Annotated in this window: 21 protein-coding genes; 19 read left to right on the top strand and 2 right to left on the bottom strand. The window is 59.1% G+C overall.

What is annotated here, in order from left to right:
* Positions 1-5: 5 nt before the first annotated feature.
* From H8S59_RS09160 to H8S59_RS09095, 14 genes are all read left to right on the top strand, one after another.
* The gene (locus H8S59_RS09160) at positions 6-1,328 is read left to right on the top strand and encodes a DotU family type VI secretion system protein (protein ID WP_187521199.1); all 1,323 of its coding nucleotides are present in this window, start codon (positions 6-8) and stop codon (positions 1,326-1,328) included.
* The gene (tssM, locus tag H8S59_RS09155) at positions 1,325-4,831 is read left to right on the top strand and encodes a type VI secretion system membrane subunit TssM (protein ID WP_187521198.1); all 3,507 of its coding nucleotides are present in this window, start codon (positions 1,325-1,327) and stop codon (positions 4,829-4,831) included. Before H8S59_RS09160 ends, tssM begins: the two co-directional genes overlap by 4 nt.
* Positions 4,828-5,478 carry a type VI secretion system-associated protein TagF gene (gene tagF, locus H8S59_RS09150; protein WP_095092976.1) on the top strand — a complete coding sequence of 217 codons (651 nt, stop codon included), beginning with the start codon at positions 4,828-4,830 and terminating at the stop codon, positions 5,476-5,478. The genes tssM and tagF overlap by 4 nt, the downstream gene beginning before the upstream one ends.
* Positions 5,479-6,198 (top strand): PP2C family protein-serine/threonine phosphatase, encoded by a 720-nt coding sequence (locus tag H8S59_RS09145; protein ID WP_187521197.1) that lies wholly within the window; start codon positions 5,479-5,481, stop codon positions 6,196-6,198.
* A gap of 11 nt (positions 6,199-6,209) precedes the next feature.
* Positions 6,210-9,242 carry a serine/threonine-protein kinase gene (locus tag H8S59_RS09140; protein ID WP_187521196.1) on the top strand — a complete coding sequence of 1,011 codons (3,033 nt, stop codon included), beginning with the start codon at positions 6,210-6,212 and terminating at the stop codon, positions 9,240-9,242.
* Positions 9,242-9,958, top strand: coding sequence for an ABC transporter ATP-binding protein (locus H8S59_RS09135; RefSeq protein ID WP_187521195.1), 717 nt, complete (start codon positions 9,242-9,244; stop codon positions 9,956-9,958). The genes H8S59_RS09140 and H8S59_RS09135 overlap by 1 nt, the downstream gene beginning before the upstream one ends.
* The gene (locus tag H8S59_RS09130) at positions 9,958-11,160 is read left to right on the top strand and encodes an ABC transporter permease (protein ID WP_187521194.1); all 1,203 of its coding nucleotides are present in this window, start codon (positions 9,958-9,960) and stop codon (positions 11,158-11,160) included. The genes H8S59_RS09135 and H8S59_RS09130 overlap by 1 nt, the downstream gene beginning before the upstream one ends.
* Positions 11,153-12,874 carry a formylglycine-generating enzyme family protein gene (locus H8S59_RS09125; RefSeq protein ID WP_187521193.1) on the top strand — a complete coding sequence of 574 codons (1,722 nt, stop codon included), beginning with the start codon at positions 11,153-11,155 and terminating at the stop codon, positions 12,872-12,874. The genes H8S59_RS09130 and H8S59_RS09125 overlap by 8 nt, the downstream gene beginning before the upstream one ends.
* 86 nt (positions 12,875-12,960) lie before the next feature.
* Positions 12,961-13,896: a type VI secretion system-associated lipoprotein TagQ gene (tagQ, locus tag H8S59_RS09120; protein ID WP_095092982.1), complete on the top strand. Its 936-nt coding sequence runs from the start codon at positions 12,961-12,963 to the stop codon at positions 13,894-13,896.
* A 94-nt stretch (positions 13,897-13,990) separates the two neighbouring features.
* Positions 13,991-14,896: an Ssp4 family T6SS effector gene (ssp4, locus tag H8S59_RS09115; protein WP_095092983.1), complete on the top strand. Its 906-nt coding sequence runs from the start codon at positions 13,991-13,993 to the stop codon at positions 14,894-14,896.
* The gene (locus tag H8S59_RS09110; RefSeq protein ID WP_095092984.1) at positions 14,893-15,339 is read left to right on the top strand and encodes a PspA/IM30 family protein; all 447 of its coding nucleotides are present in this window, start codon (positions 14,893-14,895) and stop codon (positions 15,337-15,339) included. Before ssp4 ends, H8S59_RS09110 begins: the two co-directional genes overlap by 4 nt.
* Before the next feature lie 13 nt (positions 15,340-15,352).
* Positions 15,353-15,796, top strand: coding sequence for a hypothetical protein (locus tag H8S59_RS09105; RefSeq protein ID WP_187521192.1), 444 nt, complete (start codon positions 15,353-15,355; stop codon positions 15,794-15,796).
* Positions 15,797-16,168: 372 nt separating this feature from the next.
* Positions 16,169-16,930 carry a hypothetical protein gene (locus tag H8S59_RS09100; RefSeq protein WP_246475153.1) on the top strand — a complete coding sequence of 254 codons (762 nt, stop codon included), beginning with the start codon at positions 16,169-16,171 and terminating at the stop codon, positions 16,928-16,930.
* 421 nt (positions 16,931-17,351) lie between these two features.
* Positions 17,352-18,698, top strand: coding sequence for an MFS transporter (locus H8S59_RS09095; RefSeq protein ID WP_214658259.1), 1,347 nt, complete (start codon positions 17,352-17,354; stop codon positions 18,696-18,698).
* Positions 18,699-18,805: 107 nt separating this feature from the next.
* Here the strand turns inward: H8S59_RS09095 and H8S59_RS09090 are convergent, their stop codons facing one another.
* Complete coding sequence (locus H8S59_RS09090; RefSeq protein WP_425504570.1) at positions 18,806-19,306, bottom strand: GNAT family N-acetyltransferase; 501 nt, start codon at positions 19,304-19,306, stop codon at positions 18,806-18,808.
* 349 nt (positions 19,307-19,655) lie between these two features.
* Here H8S59_RS09090 and H8S59_RS09085 point away from each other — a divergent pair, with 349 nt between their 5' ends.
* The 5 genes from H8S59_RS09085 (at position 19,656) to H8S59_RS09065 (ending at position 24,266) form a co-directional block, all read left to right on the top strand.
* On the top strand, positions 19,656-21,053 hold the full coding sequence (locus H8S59_RS09085; RefSeq protein ID WP_187521190.1) for a COG3014 family protein: 1,398 nt from the start codon (positions 19,656-19,658) through the stop codon (positions 21,051-21,053).
* A gap of 12 nt (positions 21,054-21,065) precedes the next feature.
* Entirely contained in the window at positions 21,066-21,437 is a 372-nt protein-coding gene (locus H8S59_RS09080; protein ID WP_187521189.1) for a YcfL family putative periplasmic lipoprotein, read from the top strand.
* 38 nt (positions 21,438-21,475) lie between these two features.
* Complete coding sequence (lpoB, locus tag H8S59_RS09075; protein WP_187521188.1) at positions 21,476-22,063, top strand: penicillin-binding protein activator LpoB; 588 nt, start codon at positions 21,476-21,478, stop codon at positions 22,061-22,063.
* 3 nt (positions 22,064-22,066) lie between these two features.
* Positions 22,067-22,807: a penicillin-binding protein activator LpoB gene (locus H8S59_RS09070; protein ID WP_187521187.1), complete on the top strand. Its 741-nt coding sequence runs from the start codon at positions 22,067-22,069 to the stop codon at positions 22,805-22,807.
* A 217-nt stretch (positions 22,808-23,024) separates the two neighbouring features.
* Entirely contained in the window at positions 23,025-24,266 is a 1,242-nt protein-coding gene (locus tag H8S59_RS09065; RefSeq protein WP_095092988.1) for a nucleoside recognition domain-containing protein, read from the top strand.
* Positions 24,267-24,275: 9 nt separating this feature from the next.
* Here the strand turns inward: H8S59_RS09065 and H8S59_RS09060 are convergent, their stop codons facing one another.
* On the bottom strand, positions 24,276-25,481 hold the full coding sequence (locus tag H8S59_RS09060) for a DUF5924 family protein (protein WP_187521186.1): 1,206 nt from the start codon (positions 25,479-25,481) through the stop codon (positions 24,276-24,278).
* Positions 25,482-25,656: the final 175 nt, after the last annotated feature.

Here is a 25,656-nt window from a genome sequence, read left to right as displayed (position 1 = left end):
TGGCGATGACCCGGAACGACGATCCTTCGAACCCGTTTGCATCCCCCAACGACCGCACGCAGTTCATGCCGCGCCCTGGTGGACGCGGACCGCAGCCGGCAAGTCCGGAGCAACCGACGGCTCCACCTGCTGCTCCCGCTGGCCCTGCGCTGACCGGCAAGGCACAAGGCCTGAACCCGCTGGAGTCTGCCGCCGGTCCATTGCTGGCCTTGCTCACGCGCCTGCGCAGCACCATCGCTCATCCGGCACCGGCAAGTCTGCGCGCACAATTATTGGGTTATCTGCGCCAGTTCGAACAGGACGCCGAAGCTGCGGGTATCGCTCGCAATGAGGTGCTGCTGGCCCGTTATGCGCTGTGTACCGCGCTGGACGAAGCGGTGCTGAGCACGCCTTGGGGCAGCACCAGTGAGTGGGGCAAACAAAGCCTGCTGATCACGGTGCACAACGAAGCCTGGGGCGGCGAGAAGGTCTTTCAACTTCTGGAGCACTGCCTGCAAAGCCCGCGTGAACGCTTATATCTGCTGGAACTGCTGTACCTGTGCATGTGCCTGGGTTTCGAGGGTCGCTATCGGGTCATGAATGACGGTCGCAGCCAGCTGGACGCCTTGCGTGAGCGGACCAGCGCGGCCATCCGCAGTGCGCGGGGTGAATACGAGCGCGAGTTGTCGCCTCATTGGCGCGGGCTCAGCGTGGCCCGTGATCGCCTTTCCCAATTCATGCCGCCCTGGGTCGGCGTAGCCATTGGCCTGGCGTTGCTGTTATTGCTGCTCTTCGGCCTGCGCCTGAAGCTGGCATCCGATGCCGAACCGGTCTTCAAGAACATCCATGCACTGGGCGAGATTCCGGTGCAGGCCATTGACCGTCCCGTCGTGCAACCCAAGCTGGTAGAGCGGCCGCGTCTGGCGGGCTTCCTCGCTGACGAGATCAAGGCAGGCCGGGTCTCCGTGGAAGACGCAGTGGATCGCTCGGTGGTGACCATTCGCGGTGACGAGCTATTCGCTTCCGCCAGCGCCAGCATTGTTGACGATTTCCAGCCGCTGATGCTGCGCATTGCCGACGCGATTCGCAACGTCAAAGGCCAGGTGCGCGTCACCGGCCATAGTGACAATCGTCCTATTGCCACCCTGCGTTTCCCGTCGAACTGGGCATTGTCCCAGGCACGCGCCGAGCAGGTCTTGCAGATCCTCGCCGCTAAAACCGGTCAGCCGCAGCGCTTTACCGCCGAAGGGCGTAGCGACACCGAACCGCTGGCACCGAATAACACCAGCGAAGGCCGGGCGAAGAATCGCCGGGTTGAAATCACTGTTCTGGCGGAGGGGGTCGAGTGAAGGCGTTTTTCGGTTTTTTCATTCGCTGGATCGTCCCGGTTCTGGGCCTGATCGCGTTAAGTCTGATTATCTGGTTTGTCGGTCCGCTGCTTGAAGCCCTGGTGCCGGAAGGCCGTCGCTGGGCGCTGATCATCCTGCTGTTCGCGGCATGGCTGGCGTACCGGGTATTTCGCATCGTTCAGGCACGTCGTCAGGCCGCCAGAGTGATGCAAAGTCTGGCTGAGCAAGAGGCTCCGGACCCGGCCAGTGTGGCCACAGCAGAAGAACTCGCCACCTTGCGCCAACGCATGGACGAAGCGCTGGCACTGCTCAAGAAAGCCCGGTTGGGCGGCGATGAGCGACGCAATCTGTACGAACTGCCGTGGTACGTGATCATCGGCCCGCCGGGTTCGGGCAAGACCACTGCGCTGGTCAATTCCGGTCTGCATTTTCCGTTGGCGGCGCAGATGGGTGCGGGCGCGATTCGTGGTGTCGGCGGAACGCGCAACTGTGACTGGTGGTTTACCGATCAGGCCGTTTTGCTCGATACAGCGGGGCGCTATACCACTCAGGACAGCCATGCGCAGGTCGATAAAGCCGCGTGGCTGGGCTTTCTGGACCTGCTGAAAAATCAGCGTTCGCGGCGTCCTATCGACGGCGCTTTCATTGCCATCAGTCTGTCTGACCTGTTGCTCGGCACTGACGCTGAGCGTGAGGCGCATGCCGTTGCAATCCGCGCCCGTATTCAAGAGCTGTATACCCAGCTCGGCGTGCGTTTCCCGATCTACCTGATGCTGACAAAGCTGGATCTGGTACCCGGCTTCATGGAGTTCTTCGATGCCTTGAGCAAAGAAGAGCGTGAGCAGGTCTGGGGGATGACCTTTGCCCTTGACGACGGCAAGAACGCACAGGGTCCGCTGGCTGAATTCCTCAGTGAATTCGCCCTGCTGGAGCAACGAATCAACGCACGCCTGGTGGAGCGCTTGCAGCAGGAGCGGGACCCGGCCCGGCGCGACTTGATTTACGGCTTCCCTCAGCAATTCGGCGCGTTGAAGGATTGTCTGCAAAGTTTCCTGGACGGCGTCTTCAAACCCAACGCCTACGAAGACCGGGCTTTGCTGCGTGGGGTGTACTTCACCAGCGGCACCCAGGAAGGCAGCCCGATTGACCGCCTGATCGGCGCCATGGCCCAAAGCATGAGCCTGGACCGTCAGCATCTGGCGCGCCAGAGCGGCACCGGGCGCAGTTATTTCATCCACAAGCTGTTCACCGCAGTGGCGTTCGCCGAGCGGGGGCTGGTGGGCGTCAACCCCAAAGTCGAACGGCGCCGCAAATGGATCGCCCGCGGGGTTCTGGCAGCGACCATCGCGGTGGTGCTGGCGGTCAGTGTGTTGTGGTGGGTCAGTTATCGCGCCAACCAGGCGTACATCGCCCAGGTCGATCAGAAGGTCGCGCCCTTGGGCCAAAGCGTACAAAACCTGAGCCCGGCACAACGCGATGTGCTGGCGGTGCTGCCACTGCTCAATGGGGTCAAGCATCTGGCGGGCGATGCACCAGACTGGTCCGAGGGGCTGGGGCTTTATCAAGGCGACATGCTTGAGGCAGAGTCCGGCAGCGTCTATCGCAAACTTCTCATCGCGGTATTTGCCCCCCGTCTGGTGACGCGCATTGAAGAGCAACTGCACAGCGGTGGCAGCTCTGATTACCTTTACGAGGGTTTGAAGGCCTACCTGATGCTCGCCGACAACGAGCATTACGATCCCGACTTCATCAAGGCCTGGATCGCCCTGGACTGGGACCAAAACCTGCCCCGCGATCTGCCGCCGGAACAACGCCAGCAATTGGGTGAACATCTGCAGGCGCTGTTCGAGCGCCATCCGCCCAATGCACGACTGGACCAGCGCCTGATCGACGACCTGCGCCGCCAGCTGCAACAGTTGCCTGTTGCGCAACGCGTTTATGACCGGGTCAAGCGACACAAATTACCCGAAGGCGTCGCTGACTTTCGCCTCAGTGAGGCGGCCGGTCGCGATGCGCCACTGGTGTTTGCGCGCAAGAGTGGCAAGCCGTTAGGCGATCCTTTGAGCGGCTTTTTTACCGCCAAGGGCTATCGGGAAGCCTTTCTGGCGACCAGCCTGACGCAAGCGGGCACGCTGGCAGAAGAGCAATGGGTGCTGGGCCGCGATCAGGCTGATCAACAGAACGTTGCCAGCCTCGCCGCAGACGTAAGGCGCCTGTATTTCCAGGACTACCTGCGGAACTGGGACGCCCTGCTCGCCGACATCGACTTCGTGCCCATCACCAGCGTGGCACAAGCCGCGGACGTGCTGCGTGTCCTCTCCGGACCTTCGTCGCCCCTGAAGAAACTGCTGGTCGCAGTCGCCAAAGAAACAGACCTGCAACAGGAAGAAAAACTGCTCGCCGCTCAAGGCAAGAAAGTCGACGGCAACGTCGATCAGCTCAAGCAAAAGCTCGGCTCGTTGCTGGGTCAGGAACAACCGGCGAGCAACACCGCAACGCCGGTCAGCAGCGAAGACCCGGTCAGTGCGCACTTTGCCGAACTCAACAGTCTGGTCAGCAAGGGCGAAGGCGAACCGGCCGCCATTGACGGTCTGTTGGCGGACATGAATGCGCTGTATGTACAGGTCAGCGCCATGGTCGGTGCCAGCGGTGATGCGCTGCTTGGCGAGGCGAAAAACTCGGCCACTGCCGCAGCTCAGCGCGTCAGCCTGACGGCAGAGCGCCAACCGCCTCTGGTGCAAGGCCTGGTCAAATCCGTGGTCAGTTCCACCACCAATACGATGATGGGCGGGGTGCGTAACCAGTTGAACGCCGCCTGGGTAAGCGAAGTGGTCAACGTTTATCGCCAGTCCCTGAGCGGGCGTTATCCCCTGTCGCCCGGCAGCAATCGGGATGCCACGCTGGATGACTTCGGCCAGTTCTTCGGGGTTGGCGGAGTGATGGACAACTACTTCCGCAGATACCTGCAACCTTACGTCGATACATCGGCTTCCACCTGGCGCTGGCAGCCCGGTGCGGCACAGAAACTGGGGATCAATGCGGGCGTGCTGCAAACCTTCCAGCGTGCCGCAGCGATCCGCGATGCGTTCTTCCGCTCTGGTGGAACCCAGCCGATGGTGCGCTTCGAGCTAAAGCCCGTGGCCATGGATGCTTCGATCACCCAATTCCTGCTCGACCTTGATGGCCAGCAGATCAGTTACGACCATGGCCCAAGCCGCCCTGTGGCGATGCAATGGCCGAATGCAGGGAGCATCGGCGTGGTCCGCATGTCGATTTCGCCGCCATCGGCCAGTGGTCGCTCGGCCATTACCCTGGACGGTCCCTGGGCCTGGTTCCGCCTGCTGGAGCAATCGGATCTGGTCGCGGGCAGCTCGCCGGACCGTTTCAATCTGCGCCTGCGGGTCGACAGCGCGAGCATCTCCTACGAGCTGCGCGCCAACAGTGCTTTCAACCCATTCAAGAGTCGTGTCCTCAGCGGCTTCAGCCTGCCGGAGCGGTTATGACGACAGGGTTTTACGGCAAGCTGGCCAGCCGCGGCGATTTTGTCAGCCGTGGCCTGCCACAGAGTTTCATCAAGCCTTGGGACGCCTGGCTCGCTGCCGGGTTGCTCGCTAGCCAGCAACAACTGGGCAGCCGGTGGCTGGACGCCTATCTGGTCAGCCCGCTCTGGCGTTTTGCAGTCGCCCCCGGTGTGTGCGGGCCTGATGCCGTGGTGGGTGTGCTGATGCCGAGTATTGACCGGGTCGGGCGTTATTTCCCCCTGACCATCGCTCAACCTCTGGCCAACGATCACAGCCTGGGCGCAGTGGTTACCGGACCCGAAGACTGGTTTGAGCAGACCGAATCATTGCTGCTCTCGACGCTGGACGAGGGCGCCAGCTTCGAAGCCTTCGACAGCGGCCTGCAAGGGCTGGGCGCACTGCCTGTCACACCGCGACGGCCTCACGGCAACTTCGCCGGTTTGCAGCGAATGACAGCGACGGAGCCTGCGCAGCGTAGCGCTGCACTGGTGGACAAGGCCTGTGACCACTCGAGTCTGTGGTGGGGCAAAGGCTCGGAACAGATCGCGCCGGGCCTGCTGCATTGCGCAGGACTGCCAGCCGCCGCGCAATTCGGCAGTTTTCTGCTTGGGCAAGGAGCCACGAACTAGATGTCTCGCATCACCTATAAATCTGCCTGCTACAGCCACGTCGGCATGGTGCGCAAGATAAATGAAGATGCCTCGCTGGAGCTGACCGAAAACGGTCTGTGGGCTGTGGCCGACGGCATGGGTGGTCACGCCGCCGGGGACTATGTCAGCAGCCTGATAGTGGACAGTTTGCGAGGTATTCCGGTGTCGCAGGATCTGTCGCTGTACACCCGCGAGTTGCGGTCCCGGATGGCCGAGGTCAACGCGACGGTGCGCGAAGAAACCAAAACCCGTGGCGTGAGCATGATGGGCAGCACGCTGGTGTTGCTCGCCGTAAGACAGGACGAAGGTGTATGCCTGTGGGCCGGTGACAGCCGCCTGTATCGCTTGCGCGACGGCGTGCTGGAGAGCATCTCCCGCGATCACAGTTACGTTCAGGACTTGCAAGACAGCGGGCTGCTCAGCGAAGCACAGGCCAGAGTGCACCCGCGCGCCAACATCGTGACCCGCGCCATTGGCGTGGAAGAAGGACTGGAGCTGGCCATGGTTCCGCTTCAGATCGTCCCCGGCGATACCTATCTGCTGTGCAGCGACGGCCTTAACAAGACCGCTGAAGACCATGAAATTCGCGACGTACTTGGCCACAGCGACCCGTATCAGGTGGTGCGCAGCCTGATACACCTCGGGTTGACGCGTGGCGCCCCCGACAACATCACGGCAATCGTCGTCAAAGCCAACTGAAGAAAGCATCCATGGATATCCTGATACCCGGTTTTGACATAGAAGGTGAGATTGGCGAAGGCGCCATGGCCACGGTCTATCTGGCGACCCAGCGTTCACTGCAACGCAAGGTGGCGCTGAAGATCATGGCCGCGTCGCTCGCCGCCGACCCCAGCTTCTGCGAACGCTTCCTGCGCGAAGGACGCACCCTCGCGCGGTTGTCGCATCCGCACACGGTCACCATCCATGACATCGGCAATGTGGACGAGCTGTACTACATGGCCATGGAATACTTGCCCAACGGCACGCTCAAGGAACGCATCGCTGCGGGCCTGAGTCCCGAGCAGGGCTTGCTGTTCATCCGCCAGATCGCCTCAGCGCTGGGTTACGCCCATGCTCAAGGGCTGGTCCATCGCGATGTGAAACCGGCCAACATCCTGTTCCGGGCCGACGGCACAGCCGTGCTGTCGGACTTCGGTATCGCCAAATCCCTGGACGACCGCACGCAGTTCACTCAGGCCGGTTTTACCGTGGGCACCCCCAGCTACATGAGCCCCGAACAGGCGCGTGGACAGGACATTGACGGGCGCGCCGACCTGTATGCCCTGGGCGTGGTGCTTTACGAGATCCTCGTCGGCAGGCTGCCGTATACAGGCGTCGACGCACTCTCCACCGCGCTGGCTCACCTGACCGAGCCGTTGCCAGAGCTGCCGATTCATCACGACCGCTATCAGGACGTTCTGCGCCGGCTGTTGGCCAAGGACCCGGCGGAGCGTTTTGCCAATGCCGAACAACTGATCGCCGCGCTGGATAATCTGCCCGCGACAGCCACTGAAAGCACAATTGTTCAACCGCTGCCGATTCCACCACAGGCTGGTCTTGATCTGGCCGGGATCACCCCGGAGTCCATCGAGATTCCCCGCAGCGCACCAACGTCTCCGCCGCCCCCACAGGCAAAACCGACAGCAGAAAAGACAGAGGCTTCCGGACAGCGTCGAGGCCCGATGCTGGCGTTGCTCGGTGTCGCAATTGCTGCTGCCCTGGGCCTCGCGGGCGGGGGTTACTGGTGGATGAGCTCGAAAAACACAGAGGAACTGACCCAAGCAGATAACACGCTGACAACCACTCGCTCGCCAGCGGCAAACACAACGCCTGTCGGTCAATCGACAGCGGTGGATCCGGCCCTTGCGGCCAACGCCGATGGCGGTCAGCGCCCACTGTTGATGCCCGGCAAGAAAACCCTGTTCCAGCGTGTGTTGAGCAAGCCCGGGGCGAGCTATGCGAGCGAACCGGGTGGTCAGCCAAACAAACCATTACCGTCGTTTTCGGTGCTTTACGTTTATCAGCGCCAGACCGTCGATGGCGCCCAATGGCTGCGCGTCGGTGCGGCCAGTGATGGACGCAGCGAAGGCTGGTTACCTGCAGCCCAGGTCAGCGACTGGAAGCAAAGCCTGGTGCTTAAATTCACTGAGCGCTCCGGTCGTTCACCCGTGATGTTCCTGCGCCAGCCCGGCGAGCTGGAAAACATGCTGGGCAACACTACTGCCGCGAGAAACCTCTTGCTCAAGGCGCAAAACGACCCTGACGATAGCCAGCAGGTTCTAGCCTTGGAGCCAAGCGCCAGCGCAGTACCGCCGGATCAGTTCTACCTGTTGCCGATTTTCGAATCCCGGGAAACCTTTGATGAAAACGGCCAGCCTGTTCAGTTGTTGAATGTGGCGTCCATCGATCCCGGCAGCGAGCAACGCAAATCTGCCGAGAGCGCGAACGCTAAACCACAGGCCAGCACCGACAGCTTCCGCACAGCCGTGGTGCTGGTTGTGGACACGTCGGTGTCGATGCAGCCCTACATCGATCAGGTTCGCACCGTCGTGCACGAACTGCAGAGCAAGATCGCTCAGCGCGGCGAGCTGGACAGTGTCAGCTTCGGGATGGTCGGGTTTCGCAACAACGTCACTAAGACCCCTGGGCTGGAATACTTGAGTAAAACCCTGATCACCCTTGATCAGGGCCGCGATCCAGAGCGATTCATGCGACTGGCCAGTCAGGTCAAGGCAACCTCGGTATCGAGCCATTCCTTCAACGAAGATTCGTTCGCCGGGGTCATGCGGGCGGTCAACGACATGGATTGGTCAGGCTACGGCGGGCGCTTGATCCTGCTGGTCAGTGATGCCGGTTCTCTGCGCAAAAACGACCCTTACAGCAGCACGCAAATGAACGAGGCGGAAGTCCGTCAGGCGGCGCTGAGCAAACAGATCAAAATCTATGCACTGCACCTGCGCACCGACGCAGGCAAGAAAAACCATGCGCAGGCCGAGCAGCAATATCGAACGCTGACCGCCGACGCCAACCCGAAAATCGGCGATCTCTACATCCCGGTGGCGGGCGGTGACGTCAACAAATTCGGCGCGCAGGTCGATGAGATCGGCACGGTGTTCGCCGACCTTGTGCATCAGGTGCGCAGCAATCAAACGCAAGCTGTACCGAATCTGGCCGCTGCGCCCAGCGTTGCCGACAAATCAGCAGCCATCGGTTATGCAATGCATATGGATTTCCTGGGCCGTAAATCTGCCAGCCAGGCCCCCCAACTGGTCAGCGCCTGGGCCGCTGACCGCGACCTGACCAACCCGACACTGCCCGCGTTTCAGGTTTGCGTGATGCTGACCAAGTTGCAACTCAACGACCTGCAGCAATCCCTGAAGCTCATCGTTGATGCCGCACGCAAAACCAAAACCTCACCGAAGGACTTTTTCCAGGAGATCGCCAGCGCCAGCGCGTACATGAGCCGTGATCCTTCGGCCCTGCGCAAAGGCGCAAAACTGGCCGAAGGCGGCATTCTTGGTGAATACCTCGACGGCCTGCCTTACCGCAGCAAGGCGCTGAGCATGACTCAGGACCTGTGGCTGTCCTTGAGCGTGGCCGAACAGGAAGACTTCATCGACGAACTGGATTCGAAAATCCGTCTGTATGAAACCTTCCACAATGATCTGGCCAACTGGGTCCGGTTCGGTGACGCCGAGCCGGGCGACGCGTTGTATCGCGTCCCGCTGTCGACGCTGCCCTGATGCTCAGTCTGCGAGATGTGCGCAAGACGCGAGGCTCGGGTAGCCAGCGTTACAGCCTGGTGATTCCGCGCCTGGAGCTGACTGCCGGGCAACAATGGGCGTTGCTCGGCCCAAGCGGCAGTGGCAAGAGCACGCTGCTGGATCTGCTGGCACTGGTGTTGTCACCGGATCATGCCCAGCGTTTTGACTTCTCGACGTCACAAGGCGAATTCGACATCGGCGGCCTGTGGCGTAACGCGCAGCAAAACCATCTGGCGCAATTGCGTAGCCGTCATCTGGGCTACGTGCTGCAAACCGGCGGCTTGCTGAGTTATCTCGATGTGCGCGGCAACATCGCCCTGCCCCGACAATTACTTGGCCTGAAGGACGACGGTCGCGTGCAGCGCCTGGCTGAACAACTGGAAATCGCTGATCAACTGCACAAGAAGCCACCTTCGCTTTCCGTTGGCCAGCGCCAACGAGCCAGTTGTGCGCGGGCGCTGGCTCACTCGCCGCAGTTGTTGCTGGCCGATGAACCCACCGCAGCACTGGACCCGTTCAACGCCAATAGGGTCATGCAGCTTCTGCTCAGAGGCGCAGCAGATCAGCAGACCTGCTGCGTGATCGCCACCCACGACGAAACGCTGGCACGTACGAACGGCCTGGGCTGCCTGCGGATTGCTTGCCAACGCGACCCGGACGGCGGTGTCACGGCAACCCTTGAGGAGGCCCGCTGATGCGCCCTTCTCTGGTGGCCAGCCTGGCCTGGCAAGACTACCGCGCTGATGCACGCCTTTCGGCCTGCGCCGTGCTGGCGTTGGTGGCCGTAATAGCACCGCTGCTGGTGCTGTTTGGCCTCAAGTTCGGTTTGATCACTAGCCTGACCCAACGGCTGGAGCACGACCCCGGCGTGCGCGAGGTGATCCCCATGGGCGGCGGCCGCTTCACCCGAAGCTTCGTCGAGCTCCTGGCACAACGGCCTGACGTGGCATTCGCCATCCCGCGCACTCGACAAATCGCAGCCACCGCAGATTTGAACAGCCAGGCGGCAGGTCCCGCGGTGAACGTGGAGATGATCCCCACGGCGGCCGGTGATCCGCTGCTGGAAGGTTTGAAAGTGCCCGTGCAGATCAACAGCGTGGTCCTCAGCCACACCGCTGCGGAAAAACTTGGCAGCAAACCGGGCGATTGGCTGGACGCCTCCTTCACCCGGCAACTCGCCGGGCAGGCACAGGTGCAACGCACTCGTTTGCAAGTGCTGGCGGTGTTGCCGCTGGCGGCCTTCGAGCGCGATGCAATGTTCGCGACTTTGAGCCTGCTGGAAGCTGCCGAAGATTACCGCGATGGCCGTGAAGTCACAGTGCTGGGCTGGGCTGGCGACCCGACAACGTCTGCGCAAAAGCGGGTCTACCCGGCGTTCCGGCTGTACGCAAACGACCTCGATGGCGTTGAGTCCCTGCGCCGGTATTTCGCTGACAGCGGACAACTGGTTTCCACTCAGGCCCAGGCTATTGATCAGGTTCGGTCCCTGAGCAACAACCTGTCCATCACCTTCTGGATCATTGCCGGGCTGGCCGTCACTGGCGCATTCGCCGCCATTTTCGCCGGGGCGCTGGCGGCCGTTGAGCGTAAACGACGTGAGCTATCGGTATTGCGTTTGCTCGGTTTCAGTACCGGCGCGCTGCTCCTGTTCGTGGTGCTCCAGGCCCTCTACAGCGGCGGGCTGGCGGCCCTGCTCGCGGCGGGCGTGTATGGCCTGGCCGAAACTGGCCTGAACCGATTGTTCGCGCAAGCAACCAATGAATACGCCAGCCACCTGCTACCTGTTCACTACTTCGTCGCCCTGCTCGCCGTGCTCGGTGCCAGCCTCAGCGCTGCGGCGATGGGCGGCTGGCGCGTGGCCCGAATTGAAGCTTCAGAAGGAATTCGAGATGTTTGAGTTGCGCAGAGCCGCGCTGGCACTGGCTGTTGTCTCGCTATGTATGGCCGGTCAGGTACTGGCCGACGACACCTACAAACTGGACAACCCCAAGCCACTGCCGGATGACGTCAGCCTGCCGTTGCCTTGCGACGGCGAAATGGTCTTCCGCTACGTCTACATCCTCGCCCAAGGCAGCCTGGATGATCGCGAAATCAGCCTCGGCTACCCATTCAGCGAAGGCGAACCCGGCTACAAACAATCGTTTATTTCCGGCTACCGACGCGACTTCATCAACGGTCAGTTCACCCTCAAGGACTTGTCCAGTGACTGGGGCAAAACCATTGGCCCCGTACTGCCCAAAACTGACAAGGGCACGCCGCTCAAGCCGATGATGTACTTCATCGGCAAATACGAAGTCACGGCGCGTCAATACGCGCAAGTGATGGCTCAGGCTCAGTCGCTGGCCAGCGGTGAACCTGCCCCGGCATGCGAAGTGCCCCAGGGCATGGCCGCACGCTTGCCGAAGGTCAAACTGTCACGCTTCGAAGCCGAACACTTTGCGGCGGTGTACAGCGCCTGGTTGATGAAAAACCATCGCGACCTGCTACCTGTCAGCGGTCGCGGCAACGATGCCGAGGACGGTGGTATCGGATTCGTTCGCCTGCCCACTGAAGTGGAGTGGGAGTTCGCGGCGCGGGGCGGTCAGGCGGTCAATCGCCAAGAGCTTGAAGCCCGGCTGTTTCCTCGCAGGGTTGAAGGCAGCGAAAGCGACGGCCCGCTTGCCGACTGGGCGGTCTTCAACCAGGTCGCGGGCGGTACCGGCCAGGCCGCAAGACTGACGCCCATTGGCACCAAATTGCCTAACCCCATCGGCATGTTCGACGTCATCGGCAACGCGGCGGAAATGGTTCAGGAATCTTTCCAGCTGGTACATGCCGGACGTCGTCAGGGCACTTATGGCGGCTTCGTGGCCAAGGGCGGCAACTATCTGGAGGGCGAAGGCACGCTGTTTACCGGCATGCGACGCGAGTACCCGCTGTTTGCCGCCGACGGTACCGAACAGAGCAATGAAACCACTGGTTTCAGGGTTGCCATCGGCGCGCTGTCGGCACCCCGCTCACGCTACAAAGAGCTGTTTACCCAGTGGGAAAAGGAAGGTCGCCTGGCCTCGCTGACCGACGCCATTGATGACGCCCAGGACCCGACCAAGCGCCTCGACAGCATCATCGCTGCCAGCACCGATACACGTCTGCAAGCCGAGCTGGGACTGGTCAACGAAGAGCTCAAGCGCAACGTCTCGCTGATCGCCCGACAGCGCGAAGAGGCCGCGGGCAACCTGATCCAGTCAGCGGCGCTGGTGGCTGAAACCATCAGCAACTACAACATTCGCCTGACCAATCTCAAAAAGAGCCAGCAGCAGGCGCTGGACGCCAAGGATGAGGCGACCGCCAAGCTATTCGGCACGGCGCTGGATAACGGCCGCAGCGCGCTGGATGGCGCCGTTGCGATCTACATCGACAACCTGGCCACTGGCACCCGCTACACCGATGCGGTGATCCAGGCGCAATTCCAGCGCATCAAGGAAGAACTCAATCGCAAACCGATCATCGGCAAGAGTCTGGTGACACGGGCAACACTATTCGTGCGTCATGTCGGTAACTACCGCCAGCAAAAGCGGGCCGATCCGGCGGCGATATTGAAGGAATTGCTTGCATCGGCAGGTCAGCAATGACCCGTCGTAGTCTTGCAAATACAGAGGGGACTCGGGCGGCTGTAAGCCGCGTCGGGCTAGTCCAAACTAAAGAAGAGAACGCAAATATGCTTTTGTCCCGTAAACCCCTGCTCACCCGTTCCACTGGTCGCGCTCTGATGATGACCGCGGCTGGTTTTGGCGCGGTCATTCTTACCGGTTGCGCCAGCTCGCCAGTGTCCAAAGTAGGCGCGACCACCAAGGTCGAGTACTACCCGACATGCTACGAGCCGGTACAACACCTGCGCAGCACTGATTCGGACATGACCAAATCGGTCGCTACCGGTGCCGCATTGGGCGCTGTGGGTGGCGCACTGGCCGGCGCATTGACCGGTGACTCCGAGAAGCGTGGCCGCAACGCCGCCATCGGCGCAGCGGGCGGGGCATTAGTCGGTGGCGCAGCCGGTTACTACACCGAGCGTCAGAAGCAGATCACCGATGACAAGCAGCGTATCGCTTCGTACGCAGGCGACATCAACAAGAGCGCCGCTGACATCGACCGCAGCACCGCTTACGCTCGTGCTTCGCAGTCCTGCTATCAGCAGCAGTTCGCCAACCTGATGACGGCCCGCAAAGCCAAAACCATCAACGACACCGAAGGCCGTAAGCGCCTGGCAGAAATCGTATCGGGCCTGAAAGAATCCAACGACCTGATCGCTGCCGTAAACGGTCGTGCCAGTGAAGACCTGAGCAACTACACCCAGGCTTACGAAAAAGACCTGCAACAAGTCGGCGTACAGCGCACCGACGTTGCAACCGTGGCTGCAGCCGACGCTGCTCCAGCTGCCGCAACGACCACCAAGAAAAAGACCAAGCAGCCAGCGAAAGCCAAACTGCCGGTCGTTCCACAAGAAGCCGTGAAGACCGAGAAAACCCTGGTCGACGCCAAAGCCAAGCAGGCTGAAAGCGACAAAGTTGCTACTGCTGGTAAAAGCCAGGTTGAGGGCATGTGCAAAAGCCCTGACGTAGGCGACTGGGCTCCGGTTCCTTGCCCTAACGTTTGATTGACTGGTTGTCGCTGTAATCGATAACCGCCATCGGCCCTCTCTGAATGAGGGGGCTGGTGGCGGTTATCGTGCATGACAAGGAAGAAATAACATGACCCAGATTCTCACCGGACTGAGCAACAACCCTTCTCAATTCCTGGCCCGCCAACGCATCGAAAGCCGCATCAACCTGCCCCGGCTGTTCGCCGCGATTGATGCCGACCCCGGCATCGTGGGTGCTGGCGTGGTCTACATCGACGCCGACTTCAACGTCGTCACCCTCCGCGAATTCACGCCAATCTGCAGCATCCAGCCCAAGCGCATCATCCTGCGCGAAGCCAAGAAATACATCGCCCCCGCCCAGTTTGCCCACGAAGTGCAAAACAACCCGCGCGAATCACGTGTGGTCAAGGAAGCGGTCGGCGCCACCCTGTCCTGCGCTGGCGCAATACTGGGCTGGCTCGTGGTGTTCAGCGGAACAGTGGCGGTGCCGTTTACAGCGGGGGCTAGTATTGTGGTGGCGGGGATTGGGGTTGCTGCTGCGACTGCAAGCAGTGTTCAGTGCGCTGTTGGCGCCGTACGCACCTTCAAAGAAGCTGAAAACCCTGCGGCTAATGACGCAATGGATAACGAAGAGTGGTACCAAACACTCATGCCGGTTCTGGATGCTGTCTCTCTGCTGGGAGTTGGAGCATCAGGACTGACTACTTTTAAATTTCTAAAAGCTCGTAAAGCGGCGACTGGCCGAAGCTGGTATGAGACCTCCAAAGGATTGTCCCGGCAACAGCGAAAGGCGCTTACAGATGAATTGTTATCACTTCGACAGCCGGAGCTGACTAGCAAGCTCTTAAGACTAAAACAGGCGGCAGGTGTATTGCCCAAGCGCTTCACTCCCACCCAGATACAGCATGCAACTACGACTCAAATCAGAGATGCGTTAGGTGCATCCATTGGACTGGCTGGTTCAGGGACAGTGCAATCCATAGCGGTTGGGCTTTATGAGGAACTTGCCCCATGAATTACACAGATGGCCTCAGAGACTTTCTGGCCCGGTTTTTCCCAACGTTCATCAGCACATTTTTCCTCGCGCTGTTTTCCTTGAGTTGTGCGATTTCACTGGTTGGCAGCACTTATTTTCGAGGACATCCGCTTGAGGCTCGCTACACACTCGTAGCCGTGATTGCTGTGACAGTGCTCCTGTGTTTCGGTAATTTCATGATGATCCGGGGCCGCACCTGGGGTGTCTGGATCATCGTCGCATTGCTGATAATCAGCCTGCTCACGGTGCTTCTCACCTACGGCTACAGGCCCCACATATTCTCCTACACCACCGGCATACTTCTACCCTTGCTTGGGCTGCTGATGCTCAACTCGAAAAGACATCGCGAGATGCGGGAGGAACTGGTCAAAGTTCGTGAGCAACGCGTGAAAGCCCGGAAAAAAGGCCTTAAGCGTCAGTGAGTCGATACCATCAATGAACCATACCGACAGCTTGCAGGCATTTCTCGCTCGTTATTTCCCAGCGTTCATCGGCGCATTCTTTCTCGCGGTATTTTCCATAAGTGTCGCCATCTCATTGGCGAGCAGTACTTACTTTCGCGAGTATTCCGAGCGGGGTAGCTACTCTGCGATGGCAGCCATCGCGCTCTCGGTGGTGCTGTGTTTCGGTAATTTCATGATGATTCGGGGGAGGACCTGGGGTGTCTGGATCATCGTCGCATTGCTGATAATCAGCCTGCTCACGGTGCTGCTTACCTTTGGCTACAGGCCGCACATGTTCTCCTACACAACAGGTCTGTTGTTTCCTCTGCTGGGTTTATTACTGCTCAATAGTAAGCGGCATCGCGAGATGCGGGAGGAGTTGGTCAAAATCCGCGAGCAGCGCATAAAAGCCCGGAGCAAAGGCCGTAAGCACTAGTGATTCGACACCGTCAGATTTTGTGGGAGCTGGGCTTGCCCGCGATACAGACACCGCTATCTGTCAGGTAGATCACCAAAACCCTATCGCGGGCAAGCCCGGCTCCCACAGAGACCGCGCTCATCCCGTAGGACCGGCTTTAGCAGGGAGAACGTCAGGGCAGTCGCTAAATTTTCTTCTGCAGAAATACCGCTCACCCGGCTAAAGCAGAGTGCCGCCCGGCAGTCCTACAAGAGCAAGACAACGCAGTGTCAGTACATCGAAAAGCTCCTGAGCACCGCACCCTGTGTAACGCTGGCGAAACACTTTCAATCGGTTTACCCTCGACTCACCTGGCGCAAAGGATGCGCAGCCCACATCAAGGAAGAGTGTATGGATTCAAGCGAGAGCCAGCCTCGGGACAAACTCAATCCCTTTGAGCAGTTGCACGCTCAGGCTGATGACGCGCCTCGGGCGTATAGACGCCACTCTTCCAGCACTGCACGAACCTGGCGGCGCATTTTCGTGCCGTTGCTGGTCGTCGTTGCCGCAGGCTATCTGCTGGTGGATTTCAGCGATCTTTTAAGCAGTGCCGTTAGCCGTGTGACCGTGCACCACACCCCCGCGCTCACGCTGCCTATCAGCTCAAACCCGGTGCCGCCGATTTACACGCAGGATGCCTTGATCACGACCAAACCGCTGGCCGACTGCATAAAACCAGACAACATCATCGACGAAGCCGTAGCTACTTGCCGCTACGGTCAATTCCCCCGCACAACCGAGAACCCAGACGCACGCGGTCTGGTGAGCGCGTCCTACATGGCGAAGTACAAAAGCGACCAGCAACAACCTGCGCGCACCAAGCGCGTGACAGCCTTCAACGTCGAGCGGGCCACCGTTTGGCAATGGGACGGTAAACGCACCTACGCTGCCGAGTGGGCGATCAATAACAACCGTATCGACGGCACCAGCGTCTGCGCCAACTATCGGCGCGGCTCAATCGAACACCGGGAATGCCGCAAAGGCGCCAAAGTTTACTTCCGGGAAAAATGTCGCGAATGGGGCAAGCGGCGCGACAGAGATGGCAGCGACGCCAGCCAGGCGGTTCAGGAGCGTTTCTGCTCGGCCGGTGATGGCTTCAATCCGCTGAGTTAAGCGCGTGTCGTGATGGCAGAAATGCCGTTATGCCCATCCATATTGCTAGCAATCCACTCGATTGATATTTTTTTGCCACTTTTTTCCGACATCTTTTGTAACGCCCTTCCCCCTATAAACTGGGGACCACATGCAAACCGGTGCGTCATCCCGCCACAGGTGGCCCGGTCTAGAGCGGTTGCCATCATCGCTCCCAGATGGGATAAACAAAAAGCAAACGGGCTCGAAAATCTATAAAAAACATAGATTCATGGGTCATTGAAGTCGTATAGCGGCGATCCTGCATCAGATGAAAGTCCACACGTTCTGTGTTCGCGCATTTGCCAACAGCGTGTCGGGCAACCCTGCCTTTCAACCTCATTGAGGCCATTCATACGGCGTCACCAAACGCCGTGCTGTACCTAAAAGAAGGACCGGAAAATTGAGCGATCAATCCACTCCGAACACTGCACTCGCCAGATTCTGCGAGAAAACCGGCATCCCCTATCCAATGTTCTGGGGCTTCGTCGGCCTGCTTATCTTCATGATCGGCGATGGCGTCGAACTGGGTTATCTCTCCCCTTTCCTTAGCGAACGCGGCATGCCTGCCGACGAAATCGCCATGGTCTTTACCATCTACGGTGTCACCGTCGGTGTCTCCTCCTGGCTGGCCGGCGCGCTGTCGAACATCTGGGGCCCCAAGCGCGTGATGATTCTCGGCTTGCTGATCTGGAGCGCCTTCGAAGTTCTGTTCCTGATCTACGGCCTGCAGGAACTCAGCTACTCGATGATCCTCCTGACCTACGGCCTGCGTGGCTTCGGCTACCCCTTGTTCGCCTATGGTTTCCTGGTCTGGATCGCCGCAGCAACGCCTTCCCGCAAAATGGGCATGGCCGTTGGCTGGTTCTGGGTTGCCTACGCAGCCGGGCTGCCAACCCTTGGCTCGCTGGTCGCCAGCGTGAGCATCCCGTTGATCGGTGCCATGGCGACTTTCTGGTTGTCGTTTGCGCTGGTGGTTGTGGGTGGCGTGATTGGTCTGGTGGGCATGCGCGAAGCACATGGTATGCAGCGTCTGGCGCCGGAAGGTGAAAAACCGCTGGTCTCGATGGCCAAGAACATCACCATCATGTGGGAAATGCCCAAGGTGTCGCTTGCCGGTCTGGTGCGCGTGATCAACACCTCGTCAATGTTCGGCTTTCTGGTGATCATGCCTGGCTTCTTCATGCACACCGTAGGCTTCAGCCTTGAAGAGTGGCTGCGACTGCTGACCATCGTGTTTGTGTTCAACATCATCGGCAACCTTGCTTCCAGCATCATCAGTACCCGGATTGGCTATCGCAATACGATCCTGTGGCTGGGTGCCGTCGGCAGCACGATCAGCACGCCGCTGTTCTTCTTCATGCCGCAGGCTTTCCCGAATGACTTCCTTATCGCTTCGATCTTCGGCGCCTTCTACGGCCTGACGCTGGCATGCTTCGTACCGCTGTCGGCACTGGCACCAGCCCTCGCGCCGCAGAACAAAGCCGCTGCATTGTCAGTCCTGAGCCTCGGCGCAGGCGCATCGACCTGGGTCGGCCCTGCTGTGGTCGCGATCTTCCAGGACAGCTTCGGCCTTGCTGGCGTGGTCTGGGCATTCACTGGCCTGTATGCCCTGAGCGCAGTCATGACAGCCTTCCTGCGTGACCCTGAGCCTGTGTTCGAACCGACACTGACCAAGACCAAGCGCAAAGTTAAAGTCCGCGCACCACGCCTTGATTATCGTTGGGCGCATGCGGTGGAACAGAAGTAGAAAAATCTGTTGGAGCGAGGCTTGCCCGCGAAAGCGTCCTATCAGTCAACATATATCGACTGAGATGACGTCTTCGCGGGCAAGCCTCGCTCCAACAATTACTCTTCTCACCCCCGCCGCAACACGTAAAACTTGCTGTCCACCTTCATCACTGGAAAGCTCTCCGGCAGGTCTTCCTTCGCCACTTCAACAAACCCGTGCTTCTCGTAAAACCGATGCGCGGCGAGGAATTTGTCGGTGGTGCCCAGATAGATTTCCTGCACGCCTCGTTGCCATGCGTCTTCAAGCAATGTGCTGAGCACCTGCGCCGCCACTCCAAACTCACGCCCACGAAACGGCGCTGCAACGAACATTTTTCGCAAGGCGGTCTGCTGTGCACCGATGTCTTTGAGGCCGATGGTGCCGATGACCTGGCCTTGATGTTTAGCAACCCAGAAATCGCCGTTGCCGACCTGATAGAAGTCAGGAATGGCCTGCAGATCCGGCTGATCCTCAGCGCTGATAGCAATGCCAAACTCTTCACGTTGAATCGGCAGGATGACGTCAATCACGCCTTGCTGATCAGCGGGTTCAAAGCGGCGAATCTCGATGTCGCTGACGGTTGAAATGGGCAAGACGCAGGCCTCCTTGATATGAACAACAACTAAAAAGGAGATATTTGCACAGCTACATTGATCGTATAACCCCCTCTTGGATCCGCCTCAAGGCACATCGTGATTACCCGCATGCGTGAGGGAATTCTCTCTTCAAGTGTAGGAATCGGCCTAAAAACCTGTGAGCCATCAAAAAGCCATTGTCAGCACTGGAATGCGGCTTATAATCCCGCGCCCTCGGCTGCAAGTGACATTAGCTCGCACAAAGGGGCTCGCCGGGCGGCTGGTAATGGTTGCCCACTCAAACGGATTTGCATAGCAGATGACTCAGTCCCTGCTATCTATTTCAGGGAATGAACGCCTCATGTCTTCTCGTGCCTTGACTGCGCTTGCGCTGTTCGCCGCAGTGCAACTGGCGGGCTGCTCTGCCTTCCGTAGCTACGATACCGAACTCAAAGAAACCAACTTGCAACTGGCCAGCGGTAACGTTGACGGCGCGTTGGGCGTACTGGAAAAGAACAACACCAGCGTCGATAAGGACCTGCTCTATTATTTCGAGAAAGGCGAATTACTCCGCGCCAAAGGCGACCTCGCGGGTAGCCAGGCCGCATGGCGTTCCGCCGACAACGTGGTGTACCAGTGGGAAGAGTCGGTCAAGCTCGATACCGATAAGTACCTGGCCCAGTTCGGCAGTTTTCTGGTCAACGACAAGGTGCGTCGCTACGAAGGCTATGACTACGAAAAGGTCATGCTGACGACGCAGATGGCCTTGAACCTGCTGGCGAAAAACGACTTCGAAGGCGCCCGCGTCGAAATCAAAAAAACTCACGAACGTGAAGCGGTGATCGCTGAACTGCGTGATAAGGAATACCTCAAGAGCGAAGAAGAAGCTGAGAACAAGGGCGTCAAAACCCAGTTCAAGGACTTGAAGGGCTACCCGGTAGCCTCGCTTGATGCGCCTGAAGTTGTTGGCCTCAAGAACAGCTATCAGAGTGCGTTCAGTCATTACCTGTCGGGTTTTGTCTATGAAGCCATGGGCGAAAAAGGCCTCGCTGCGCCGGGTTATCGCAAGGCAGCCGAACTACGCCCGAACACGCCATTGCTGGATGAAGCGCTGCTCAAACTTGATGGCAATGAAAGCAAAGACGGCTACAGCGAAGTATTGATCGTCGTACAGAGCGGCTTCGCTCCCGCTCGCGATTCGGTACGTATTCCGCTGCCCCTGCCCATCAGCGGCAATCTGGTGATTACTCCACTGTCGTTCCCGGTGATCAAGCCGGATACCACGACCGCAGCCTTCACCCAGATTGGCCTCGACGGCCAGCAGATCAACCTGACCAAGCTCAACAGCACCACGGACATGTCTCGCCGCGCTCTGCGTGACGACATGCCAGGAATCATCCTGCGCACCACAGTTCGTGCAATCACTCGCGGCGTGGCGCAAAAGCAGATCAATGATGTGAACCCGCTAGCCGGTCTGGCCGTGGGTATCGCCTCAGCCATTACCGAGGGTGCAGATACCCGCACCTGGCGAACCCTGCCGGACAACACACAAGTTGCTCGCCTGCGTCTGCCACAAGGCACGCACACCGTGATTCTGCCTTCTACCACCGGAGGCACGCACGTGCAGGTTAAGGTCGACCAGCGCTATCAAGTCGTCGCACTGCGTGCAATTGGCAATCAGGTTTACACCGATGGCCTGATGGCTCAGGTAACCCCATCAACGGCACCGCAAGCCATCGCGACCACAAAACAACCCTGAATGGAGACCCCCATGCGTATCAAGATTCTCGGCCTAATCACCCTGGCCCTGCTCGCCGGATGTGCCACACCACCACCGCCAGCTCCCGGCAGTGCTGCCAGCAAAGTGGTGTCGCTGGGTAACATGAAGAACATCGAAGTTGGCGCCATGCGTGTGGCTCGCGAAAACGGGTTCATGACCGTCAACGTGCAACTCAATAACACCAGCAGCTACAACAAACAGATGTATTACCGCTTCGCCTGGCTGGGTAACGATGGGTTTCCCGTAGCCGATGCAGAGGCGTGGAAAAGCACGACGTTATACGGCACCCAGACCAGCTACCTGCCCGCTATTGCGCCGACGCCGAAAGCCACTGACTTTCGCCTCGAAGTGAAAACGCCTTGAGCCCCCCCCTCATTTGTTCAGTTGAAGAGAACTACCGCATGTTTATCCGCCTTTGCTCCATCGCCGCTGTCGCCCTGCTGGCTACCGGTTGCGCCAACAACTCGCCATCGCTGGGCAGCAAGAACATCAGCTACGGCGATACCAAAGCTGTTGAAACCATCACCAACGAATTCGGCTCCACCGATCTGCAAATGATCGCCGAGTCCATGACTCGCTCCCTGGCTCAATCCGGGATCCTGCAGGGTCGTCCGGTGGTTCAGGTTTACGACGTGAAGAACAAGACCAGCGAGTACATCGACACGCGTGAAATCACCACGTCCATCAAGACTCAGTTGATGAAGTCCGGCACCGCCCGCTTCGCCAGCGACAACACTGAAATGCAGAGCCAGGTTGATCAGCTCAAACTGCAAAACCAGAGCGGTCTGTACAAGAAGTCGACTGTCAGCAAAACCGGCAATATGATCGCTGCCAAGTACCGACTGGAAGGCTCGATCAGCTCCATCGTCAAGCGCAGCGCTGATTACAAAGACGTCTTCTATAAATTCAGCCTGCAATTGATCGACGTCGAAAGCGGTCTGGCCGAATGGATGGACGAAAAAGAAATCCGCAAAACCACGGAGCGTTAAGCAATGCGTGCATGGATTGGCATCTTCGGCCTGATGTGCGCCTTTGGCGTTCAGGCTGCACCGAAAATCGCCGTGGCTGACCTGGCTTTTCAGGAACGCGTGGAAGCTTATATCCACACCGTCTCAGCCAAGAGCAACCTGCAAGCCAACCGCTACAGCGCCAGTGGCTCGTCCAGCTACGACGAATATGAAGCGCGTTACAGCTACATCGAGCAGGGCGAGCTGCGCAAATTCAGTGGTGATATCAAGGGCGAAATCATCAAGTCCGGTATGTTCCAGCTGGTGCAAGGCACGCCGTACACGGCTCAATCCAAAGAAGACGTTTATGACGTCATCAAGCGCATCAAGAGCGGCAGCTTCAAGGGCGCGGATTACGTGTTGTTCGGAACCGTATCGGATATCGATTTCCAGCAGGACATCGGCGAACTGGCGAACACCAACAGTTATTCGGCGATTCTCGGTCTGACGCTGGTGGCTGACTTCAGCTTGATCAATACCCGTACCTTCGAGATCACCTCGGCGTTCACGGCCATGGGCGAAGGGCAGGACACCAAGCTGGTCAACAGCCGCGACGTCAAAGTCTCTCTGAATCGCCCTCGCGTTGTGCGCGACGTGTCTCAGTCATTGGGTGTGGATGTCACTCGTCAACTGCGTGAGCAATTGCGTGGTGAAGTGGAATACATCGGGCAGCCGCAGCAGCAAAACAACCTGCCAAGGGATGAAGCGCCGAAGATTTTGCGCTGACTCCTCAGTTCCTGTAAGAGATTTTATGTGTCGTGGGACTGGCTTTAGCCGGGAAGAGGCCGGGATATTCAATACATCTGTATCGTTAGAAATGCCGCCTTCCCGGCTAAAGCCGGTCCCACGCCATCGCAGTCTCCATGGCGAATGAAAATCTCTTCAGGGTTTGTTGTTTGCCCCCGCACCGCTATCATCGCGGCATCTTGCGGGGGACTTGTGAATGCTTAACGCTCTATGGCTCGGTTTTTTTCTGATTGCAGCAATTTCCGCATTCGGCCAGTGGCTGATTGGCGGTAACGCCGGCATTTTTGCGGCCATGGTCGAAAGCATCTTTGCCATGGCCAAGCTGTCGGTTGAAGTCATGGTGTTGTTGTTCGGCACGCTGACGCTGTGGCTGGGTTTTCTGCGAATTGCGGAGAAAGCCGGGATCGTCGACTGGCTGGCGAAAATTCTGGGGCCGTTGTTTCTGCGCCTGATGCCGGAAGTCCCTGCAGGCCACCCTGCTCTTGGTCTGATCACCCTCAACTTTGCCGCCAACGCGTTGGGCCTGGATAACGCGGCAACGCCGATCGGCCTCAAGGCCATGCGCTCGCTGCAAGAGCTCAACCCCAGCCAGACCGCGGCCAGTAACGCGCAGATTCTGTTTCTGGTACTCAACGCGTCTTCGCTGACGCTGCTGCCTGTCTCGATTTTCATGTACCGCGCACAGCAAGGCGCGGTAGACCCGACGCTGGTGTTTCTGCCGATCCTGCTGGCAACCAGTGCCTCGACGGTTGTGGGTCTGCTGTCCGTGGCATTCATGCAGCGACTGCGGCTGTGGGACCCGGTCGTATTGGCCTACCTGATCCCCGGTGCGTTGATACTCGGCGGTTTCATGGCGTTGTTGGCGACCATGTCGGCAGCGGCGTTGGCGGGCCTCTCTTCTATCCTCGGCAACCTGACGCTGTTCGGGCTGATCATCCTGTTTCTGGTGATCGGTGCGTTACGCAAGGTGCAGGTCTATGAGGCGTTTGTTGAAGGGGCGAAGGAAGGTTTTGACGTCGCCAAAGGCCTGTTGCCCTATCTGGTAGCGATGCTCTGTGCGGTCGGCGTGCTGCGTGCTTCGGGCGCGCTGGATATGGGCCTGGAAGGTATTCGTCATCTGGTTCAGTGGCTGGGGGTGGACACACGATTTGTCGATGCGTTGCCGACGGCAATGGTCAAGCCGTTCTCGGGCAGTGCCGCCCGGGCGCTGCTGATCGAAACCATGCAGACTCAAGGCGTGGACAGCTTTGCAGCGCTGGCTGCCGCGACGATTCAGGGCAGTACCGAAACCACGTTCTACGTGCTGGCGGTGTACTTCGGTGCCGTTGGCATCCAGCGCGCACGCCACGCCGTAGGCTGCGCGCTGCTGGCCGAGCTTGCCGGTGTGATCGCGGCAATCATGGTCACTTACTGGTTCTTCGGCGCAACTGCGCAGTAAGCGTCAAGGTTACTGAGCAGCGGGCTCGGTATTTTCAGGTTTGACGTCAGGCTCGGCCGCCTCAGGCTGAGCCTTTTCAGGCTCTTTTGCCTCGGGCTCTAAACGCTGCGGCGCAGGCTCATCAGCCGCACTGTTGCGGTCATCGCCACCCGGCTTGAGACGGATTATCCGGCCAGAAGGTCGAGTGACAGGCGCCTGATCAGTCGCGGTCACTTCGAAACGCAGCACGCCGATCATCTGCCCGTCTTCGGTCAGCACCCTCACCTGCCATTTGCCCACCGCATCCTGTGGGAAATTGCGTTTGTGGGTCCACGCTCGGTAGCCTTCTTTGCGGCCACCATGGATGTCCAGCGCAATCCTGTCGACTTCTTTGCCGTTGTGCCGCCACACGTGGTAAATCCGCTCATCCAGACCACGCGGCGCATTGATCGAGGTGTAGGCATACAGGCCACTGTTGCGCACCTGGTTAGCGCTGACCTCAGTAACACTGTCGGTTGGCGTGCGATTCTTGTTATCAAAGTCAGTACTGACCGCCACTTCGGTCAGCCACAGCGTCGCGGGCGGCACCCACGAACGCAGCAACCAGCCTGCGCCGCCGATCACCAGAATCGTGACCACAACCCCTACTCCGCGCCGCCAACTGGTGACCGGGAAGCTCGATATCAGGCTGGGGAATGAAAGCAGCATCGCGATGCCCAGCGACAGCTTGTAACTCTCTGCGGTGGTCAGGTGCAGGATGATCGGCAGCGCAGTCAGCAAGGCGGCAAACAGCGTCAGCGTGTGCAAGGCCATGAACAGCCAGCGCCGCGGAGCTAGCCATTTGTAGTACAGCGGGTCAATGATGGAAATCAGCCCGGCTGCGCCGAGCATCCCGGTAAAAATCGCCTGGGCGCTGTTCCATGTGGTGGTGATGAAGAAGAACGGCAGAACGAAGAACAGACTTTCCTGGTGAATCATCTGCGTGCCGTAACGCAGTATTCCTTCAGGAATCTTGCGTTTGAACACTTTGGTGAACAACACCATGGCGCTGCCTTCGACCATCAGCCACAGCCAGCTGAGCAGCATTACCACGGCAATCCAGGTAGCCAGGCCTTCCTGACGGTCCACCAGAATGAAGCTGGCGATACCCGAAATGAAACCACCCGCCGCAATAAGCCCCGGATAACGTTTCATCAGTTCAACGATGCGGACGATCAGGGATTTCCATTGAGGCATTTCAGCGATTCACTTGGTGATGAGGTAAAAGGGTCAGCAGGATAACAGCGCTGCCAGCGAATTCATTGTTCGGTGTTTTGATACGGCTATCTCGGGAGCCGCGCCGGCGGAACGGCTAATACAAAACCCTGTAGGAGTGAGCTTGCTCGCGATAGCAATTCATCAATCAGAACAA

It is taken from the genome of Pseudomonas folii (assembly GCF_014357575.1).
GTDB classification, from domain to species: domain Bacteria; phylum Pseudomonadota; class Gammaproteobacteria; order Pseudomonadales; family Pseudomonadaceae; genus Aquipseudomonas; species Aquipseudomonas folii.
This window is presented reverse-complemented; position numbering and strand designations above follow the sequence as displayed.

Bases quoted from the DNA above. Each gene is read 5' to 3' on its own strand.
- ssp4 (WP_095092983.1), top strand. From the start codon at position 13,991: ATGACCCAGATTCTCACCGGACTGAGCAACAACCCTTCTCAATTCCTG.
- H8S59_RS09070 (WP_187521187.1), top strand. From the start codon at position 22,067: ATGCGTGCATGGATTGGCATCTTCGGCCTGATGTGCGCCTTTGGCGTT.
- H8S59_RS09130 (WP_187521194.1), top strand. From the start codon at position 9,958: ATGCGCCCTTCTCTGGTGGCCAGCCTGGCCTGGCAAGACTACCGCGCT.
- H8S59_RS09085 (WP_187521190.1), top strand. From the start codon at position 19,656: ATGTCTTCTCGTGCCTTGACTGCGCTTGCGCTGTTCGCCGCAGTGCAA.
- tagF (WP_095092976.1), top strand. From the start codon at position 4,828: ATGACGACAGGGTTTTACGGCAAGCTGGCCAGCCGCGGCGATTTTGTC.
- H8S59_RS09160 (WP_187521199.1), top strand. From the start codon at position 6: ATGACCCGGAACGACGATCCTTCGAACCCGTTTGCATCCCCCAACGAC.
- H8S59_RS09110 (WP_095092984.1), top strand. From the start codon at position 14,893: ATGAATTACACAGATGGCCTCAGAGACTTTCTGGCCCGGTTTTTCCCA.
- H8S59_RS09080 (WP_187521189.1), top strand. From the start codon at position 21,066: ATGCGTATCAAGATTCTCGGCCTAATCACCCTGGCCCTGCTCGCCGGA.
- H8S59_RS09135 (WP_187521195.1), top strand. From the start codon at position 9,242: ATGCTCAGTCTGCGAGATGTGCGCAAGACGCGAGGCTCGGGTAGCCAG.
- tagQ (WP_095092982.1), top strand. From the start codon at position 12,961: ATGCTTTTGTCCCGTAAACCCCTGCTCACCCGTTCCACTGGTCGCGCT.
- H8S59_RS09125 (WP_187521193.1), top strand. From the start codon at position 11,153: ATGTTTGAGTTGCGCAGAGCCGCGCTGGCACTGGCTGTTGTCTCGCTA.
- H8S59_RS09100 (WP_246475153.1), top strand. From the start codon at position 16,169: ATGGATTCAAGCGAGAGCCAGCCTCGGGACAAACTCAATCCCTTTGAG.
- H8S59_RS09145 (WP_187521197.1), top strand. From the start codon at position 5,479: ATGTCTCGCATCACCTATAAATCTGCCTGCTACAGCCACGTCGGCATG.
- H8S59_RS09105 (WP_187521192.1), top strand. From the start codon at position 15,353: ATGAACCATACCGACAGCTTGCAGGCATTTCTCGCTCGTTATTTCCCA.
- H8S59_RS09065 (WP_095092988.1), top strand. From the start codon at position 23,025: ATGCTTAACGCTCTATGGCTCGGTTTTTTTCTGATTGCAGCAATTTCC.
- H8S59_RS09140 (WP_187521196.1), top strand. From the start codon at position 6,210: ATGGATATCCTGATACCCGGTTTTGACATAGAAGGTGAGATTGGCGAA.
- H8S59_RS09060 (WP_187521186.1), bottom strand. From the start codon at position 25,481: ATGCCTCAATGGAAATCCCTGATCGTCCGCATCGTTGAACTGATGAAA.
- lpoB (WP_187521188.1), top strand. From the start codon at position 21,476: ATGTTTATCCGCCTTTGCTCCATCGCCGCTGTCGCCCTGCTGGCTACC.